5 protein-coding genes are annotated in these 5937 nt (G+C 70.6%); 4 read left to right on the top strand and 1 reads right to left on the bottom strand.

What is annotated here, in order from left to right:
• Positions 1–682 (bottom strand): SRPBCC family protein (locus DQW85_RS29085; RefSeq protein ID WP_113703048.1); only part of this gene is annotated, 682 nt, incomplete at its 3' end.
• A gap of 228 nt (positions 683–910) precedes the next feature.
• Between DQW85_RS29085 and DQW85_RS29080 the strand changes: the two genes are divergently transcribed.
• The 4 genes from DQW85_RS29080 to DQW85_RS29065 all read left to right on the top strand — a co-directional run bounded on the left by DQW85_RS29080 (position 911) and on the right by DQW85_RS29065 (position 5674).
• The gene (locus DQW85_RS29080) at positions 911–2254 is read left to right on the top strand and encodes a cytochrome ubiquinol oxidase subunit I (RefSeq protein ID WP_113703047.1); all 1344 of its coding nucleotides are present in this window, start codon (positions 911–913) and stop codon (positions 2252–2254) included.
• Positions 2255–2263: 9 nt separating this feature from the next.
• Positions 2264–3196 (top strand): cytochrome d ubiquinol oxidase subunit II, encoded by a 933-nt coding sequence (gene cydB, locus DQW85_RS29075; protein ID WP_113703046.1) that lies wholly within the window; start codon positions 2264–2266, stop codon positions 3194–3196.
• A gap of 213 nt (positions 3197–3409) precedes the next feature.
• Complete coding sequence (gene rox / locus DQW85_RS29070) at positions 3410–4840, top strand: rifampin monooxygenase (protein ID WP_113703045.1); 1431 nt, start codon at positions 3410–3412, stop codon at positions 4838–4840.
• A 372-nt stretch (positions 4841–5212) separates the two neighbouring features.
• Entirely contained in the window at positions 5213–5674 is a 462-nt protein-coding gene (locus DQW85_RS29065; RefSeq protein WP_113703044.1) for an SSI family serine proteinase inhibitor, read from the top strand.
• Positions 5675–5937 lie beyond the last annotated feature (263 nt).

Below are 5937 nucleotides of genomic sequence, written 5' to 3'. Positions count from 1 at the left end.
GGGCCGCGCCCGCGAGCGCGACGCCGGCGCCCATGCCGAACGAGGCCAGCATGACCCACGGCCGCGTCTCCGTGTGCCGCTTCGGCGGCCGCTCGTACACAGCCGCCCCGGGAGCCGCCGCCGTTGCGGGAGTCGCCGCCCCGGCAGCCAGAGCCACTCCGGGAGCCAGAGCCACTCCGGTCTCGGCGGCCGCTCCTGGCGCGGCGGCGACGGCGGAAGGTGCTTGGGCGGGTCCGGGCGCCGGGGCGGCGCGCAGGTGGTCCTCGACCGCAGCGAAGAACTCCCCCGCCGTCCTCTTGGCCACCGAGCCGAGCATGCGCTGCCCCACGCCGCCGATCATGCCGCCGATCACGGCGTCGGCGTCGTAGTCGACCCGGGTCCCCTCGTCGATCTCGCTGAGCCGTACCTGGACCGTGGCGTCCACCGTGCCGGGGGCGCCCTGGCCGCGCGCCCGCAGGACGAAGCGCTCGGGGGCGTGCGGATCGGCCAGCGCCACCTCACCCTGGTAGACGCCCTTGATGGACGCCACCCCCGCGTTGACGGTCATCCTGTAGGTGTCGGGGCCGCTCTCCTCCAGGCGCTCGCAGCCTGGGATGGTGCGCACCAGCACCGCCGGGTCCTGCAGCGCGGCCCACACCCGATCTCTCTCGACGCCGATCACGGCGCTACCTGCGACCTTCACATGGCCACTCTAGGGAGGGCGGTTGGCCGCGATAAGGGCAACACCTGCCAGACGGTGGATCCGTGGGGCGATCACGACCTGACAGAGGTACGCGCGAATACGACATCCTCGACAGCACCGAAACGAGCGCGCATGTGACGGAGATCGCATCGCGCTGCTCTACTGCTTGTAGTACTACTAGTTGTAGAAGTACTACGGCCTGTAGAGCAACGGAGCCGGCGAGGGGAAATGGACGCACTTGACCTGGCGCGGTGGCAGTTCGGGGTGACCACCGTCTACCACTTTCTGTTCGTGCCGCTGACGATCGGCCTGGGCGTCTTCGTGGCGGGCCTGCAGACGGCGTGGCACCTGACCGGCGAGGAGCACTACCTCCGGCTGACCAAGTTCTTCGGCAAGCTGTTCCTGATCAACTTCGCCATGGGCGTGGTGACCGGCATCGTGCAGGAATTCCAGTTCGGGATGAACTGGAGCGAATACTCCACGTTCGTGGGTGACGTGTTCGGAGCGCCGCTGGCCATGGAGGCGCTGCTGGCGTTCTTCATGGAGTCCACGTTCCTGGGGTTGTGGATCTTCGGCTGGGACCGGCTGCCCAAACGGGTGCACCTGGCCTGCATCTGGGCCGCCGCCATCGGATCCAACCTGTCGGCCTACTTCATCCTCGCGGCGAACGCGTGGATGAAGCACCCGGTGGGCTACGAGGTGGTCGACGGCAGGGCTCGGATGACCGACCTGTGGGCGGTGCTCACCAACTCCACGGCGCTGGCCCAGGTCCCCCACGTGATCGGTGCGTCCTTCGTCGTGGCGGGCGGGTTCGTGCTGGCGGTGAGCGGCTACTGGCTGCTGCGCACCCGGGCCGACATGTGGCGGGGCGTCGCGCGGGCCGCGCTGGTCATGACGGCGGTCGCGGGGGCGGTCGTCGTGGGCAGCGGCGACATGTCGGCCAAGCTGGCCCACGAGCAGCAGCCGATGAAACTCGCCGTCGCCGAGGGCCTCGAACGTGACACGGCCGGAGCGCCGTTCACGATCGCGCCCGGCATCGAGATCCCCAAGGTCGTCAGCTTCCTGTCCACCGGCGACTTCGACGCCACCGTGCAGGGCGCGGAGGACGTCCAGCGCAGGTTCGAGGAACTGTTCGGCCCCGGCGACTACCGGCCCGACCAGGGCGTCGTCTTCTGGTCCTACCGGGTCATGCTCGGCTTGGGGATGGTCACGGTGGGGCTGTCGGTGCTGGGCCTGTGGCTCACCCGCCGCAGGCGGCCGATGCCCGGCTGGCTGGCGAGGCTGTTCGTGCTCGCCCTGCCCCTGCCCCTGGCCGCGGTGATCGCGGGGTGGCTGCTGAGCGAGGTGGGCCGTCAGCCGTGGACCGTCGCGGGCGAGCTGCTGACCGCCGCGAGCGTCTCCCCCGGGGTGAGCCTGGCCGAAGTGGCCGTCTCGCTGACGATCTTCACACTCCTGTACGGCGCGCTCGCGGTGGCCGAGGCCGTACTCCTGACCAGGCACGTACGCGGGGGCCTCGAGGCGCCCGAGCCCGTGCCCGCGGCCGAGAAGCTCGAGCCGTCGCTGATGTACTGAGGTGAGACAGTGATCGACCTGTGGTTCGTCATCATCGCCTTCCTGTGGTCCGGTTACTTCGTGCTGGAGGGCTTCGACTTCGGCGTGGGGCTGCTCGCGCCGTTCGTCAGCCGCGGCGGGGCCGAGCAGCGGCAGACCCTGCGGACGATCGGCCCGGTCTGGGACGGCAACGAAGTGTGGCTGATCACCGCGGTGGGCGCCATGTTCGCGGCCTTCCCCGCCTGGTACTCCGGCCTGTTCAGCACCTTCTACCTGCCCGTGGTGCTCATCCTGGTGGGCCTCATCGTGCGCGGGGTGGGGCTGGAGTGGCGCGGCAAGGTCTCCGACCCGTTCTGGTGCGACCTAGGCATCCTGATCGGCAGCGCGCTGCCGGCGTTCCTGTGGGGCGCGGTCTTCGCCGACCTGCTGCTTGACAGCGCGCTCGCGGCCGTCGTGGGCGGGACGTTCACGCTGGCGCTGTGCGCGCTGCACGGGGCCGTGTTCCTGGCCCTGAGAACCGACGGCCGGGTACGGCACCGCGCCCGGGTCGCGGCCCTGGCCATGAGCGCGGCGGCGCTCCCCCTGGCCGTGATCGCCCTGTCCAGCCTGGGCTCGGGCCTGGGGGCCGGTGGGCGGCAGGGGGCCGGACTGGTGCTTGAGCTGGGATCGCTACCCGCGCTGGCGGCCATGGGGACGCTGGCGGCGGCGGTCGCCCTCGTCTGGCGGCGCCGCGAGGGGTGGGCGTTCACCGCCACCGCCGCGGCCACCGTGCTGACCTCGGTGGCGGTCTTCGCCCGGCTCCGGGTGGCACCGCTGCCCGGCCTCACCCTGGCCGAGGCCGCCTCCGGCCCCTACACGCTGACCATGCTCACCTGGATCGGTCTCATCACGCTGCCGTTCGTGCTCGTCTACCAGGGCTGGACCTACTGGGTCTTCAGGAAGCGAGTGTCACTGGTCCACTGAGAGCGTGCCCTGTTCGGGGGAGGTCGTCCGTCCACAAAGGACGACGAAAAGCAGAAGGCAAGGAGGTCATGCGCTCCTTGCCACTTTCAACGTATAGCGCACTGGGGGGCTTGCGGCAAGACCCGGGCCGTGCTGCAGAATCTCCGCCCGGAGGCCGGCCGCCGGACCGCGCGGGCCGCCGGCCGGAACGCGACCTTGGTGAATGGGGGGTTCATGTTCGACGTGATCGTCGCCGGCGGCGGACCGACCGGCCTGATGCTGGCCGGCGAGTTGCGGCTGCACGGCGTGCACGTGCTCGTGCTGGAGAAGGAGGCGGAGCCGACCCGGGTTGTCCGCGCGCTCGGCCTGCACGTGCGCAGCATCGAGGTGATGGACCAGCGAGGTCTGCTGGAGCGGTTCCTCGCGCAGGGCCGGCAGTACCCGGTCGGCGGTTTCTTCGCCGGCATCGACAAGCCCGCGCCCGACCGGCTGGACACCGCGCATCCCTATGTCCTCGGCATCCCGCAGCCCACCACCGATCGCCTGCTGGCCGAGCACGCCACCGAGCTCGGCGCCGAGATCCGGCGCGGCTGCGAACTGGCCGGGCTGAGCCAGGACGAGGACGGGGTGACCGCCGAGCTGGCCGACGGCACGCGGCTGCGCTCGCGCTACCTCGTCGGCTGCGACGGCGGCCGCAGCACGGTGCGCAAGCTGCTCGGCGTCGGCTTCCCCGGTGAGCCCACGAGGGTCGAGACGCTGCTGGGCGAGATGGAGGTGGCCGTGCCGCCGGAGACGCTGGCCGCCGTGGTGGCCGAAGTCCGCAAGACCCAGAAGCGGTTCGGCCTCGCGCCCTTCGGGGACGGGGTGCACCGCGTCGTCGTGCCCGCGGAGGGGGTGGCCGAGGACCGCTCGGTCCCGCCGACCCTCGAGGACTTCAAGCGACAGCTGCGGGTGTTCGCCGGCACCGACTTCGGCGTGCACTCGCCGCGCTGGCTGTCCCGCTTCGGCGACGCCACCCGGCACGCCGAGCGCTACCGGGTCGGCCGGGTGCTGCTGGCCGGCGACGCGGCGCACATCCACCCGCCGACCGGCGGGCAGGGACTCAACCTCGGCATCCAGGACGCGTTCAACCTCGGCTGGAAACTGGCTGCCGAGGTCGGCGGCTGGGCGCCGGAGGGCCTGCTGGACACCTACCAGACCGAACGGCACCCGGTGGCCGCCGACGTGCTGAACAACACCCGCGCGCAGATGGAGCTGCTGTCCACCGAGCCGGGCCCCCGCTCAGTGCGCCGGCTGGTGTCGGAGCTGATGGACTTCGAGGACGTGAACCGCTACCTGATCGAGAAGCTCACCGCGATCGGGGTCCGCTACGACTTCGGCGAGGGCCACGAACTGCTCGGCCGGCGGATGCGGGACGTGGGGCTGAAGCGAGGGCGCCTCTACGAGCTGATGCGCGGCGGCCGGGGACTGCTGCTGGACCGGACCGGCCGGCTTTCGGTCGCCGGGTGGGCAGATCGGGTCGACCACGTCGTCGACGGCGGCGAGGAACTGGACGTGCCCGCGGTGCTGCTGCGACCGGACGGCCACGTGGCGTGGGTCGGCGAAGATCAGACGGATCTGCTCACCCGGCTGCCCGAGTGGTTCGGCGTCCCCGTCAGTCTGTGATGTATGTCACTCCACGCAAAAGGGTCACGAGGGAAAGCAGACGAGGGTCCGGCGCGCGCCTTCACCGGTTCGGGTGAAGGTATGACCTGGTTGCCGCCGCGAAACACACGCGCCACACACGGAAACACCGCCTTTACGGTCAGACGCCCCGCGCACCCTCCTCCTCGCTTTCTTTGAATTGTTAACCACAAAGGCAGGCGGCGGGTTGCCCGGCCCTATTTCTCGTTCTAGCATCACCGAGGCGCAAGGATTTACAGCCCACCGGCGACGGGTCCTTTGCGCCTTTCCTCCGCAACATGAGGCGGCGGCCATAGAAAGGCCGCCTCACCACACCGATTACCGCTATCGCGGTAGAGATGCCAGGAGGTATCGATGCGATTCCGGCGACCCTTGTACAGGCGCGGCGGGTGGCTTCTGACTGCCGCCGCGGCGGGCCTCGTGCCGCTGTTCACCGCCGCTCCGGCCATGGCGGCGGCCTCCACCTCGTACGACCCCGTCGGCGTCTACGTCCTGACGGTCACCTCGGAGGCCGACACGGCACCGCGGCCAGCGGCGACGTCGACGCTGCTGTGTGTCCCGGACGGCGGCACGCACGCCGACGCGGCGGCGGCCTGCGAGCAGCTCAGCCGCACGAACGGCAGGGTGGACCGCGTCCCCGCGGCCCCCGGCCCCTGCACGAGGGAGTACGCCCCGGTCCGCGTCGCCGCCACCGGCGTCTGGAACCGGCAGCGCCGTGAATTCACGCGGACATACCCGAACCGGTGCGAGGCGATTCGCGCCACAGGAGGAGTCATCTTCGCCTTCCGAACCGAGACGACGCCTACAGTGAAGTGAACACGGGGTGTCCCGACGGTGATTACAGCATTATGCCGGGACGCCCCGCCACAATATCGGCACAATACTTTCGCCGGGCCACGCGCACGACCGCACCCGAACGCCGTGCGCGCGAACGGAGAAAATATATATACACGCACCCGCAAGCAATATCCCCATTCGCGTCGGCCGCCTTTCGGGCGGCGAGGGGGCGTGCGATGGGGCCTCCACCCCGGGGACGGGCACGGCGGGACGCGGCGGACGCGCCGCGTCCCGCCGTGACG

Source organism: Nonomuraea lactucae, from assembly GCF_003313395.1.
Taxonomy (GTDB): Bacteria; Actinomycetota; Actinomycetes; order Streptosporangiales; family Streptosporangiaceae; genus Nonomuraea; species Nonomuraea lactucae.
The sequence above is the reverse complement of the archived record's forward strand: the minus strand, read 5'-3'. Positions and strand labels throughout refer to the sequence as shown.

What these genes read in the sequence shown, in the direction of transcription:
- DQW85_RS29080 (WP_113703047.1), top strand. Translation starts at nt 911, where the DNA reads ATGGACGCACTTGACCTGGCGCGGTGGCAGTTCGGGGTGACCACCGTC.
- rox (WP_113703045.1), top strand. Translation starts at nt 3,410, where the DNA reads ATGTTCGACGTGATCGTCGCCGGCGGCGGACCGACCGGCCTGATGCTG.
- DQW85_RS29065 (WP_113703044.1), top strand. Translation starts at nt 5,213, where the DNA reads ATGCGATTCCGGCGACCCTTGTACAGGCGCGGCGGGTGGCTTCTGACT.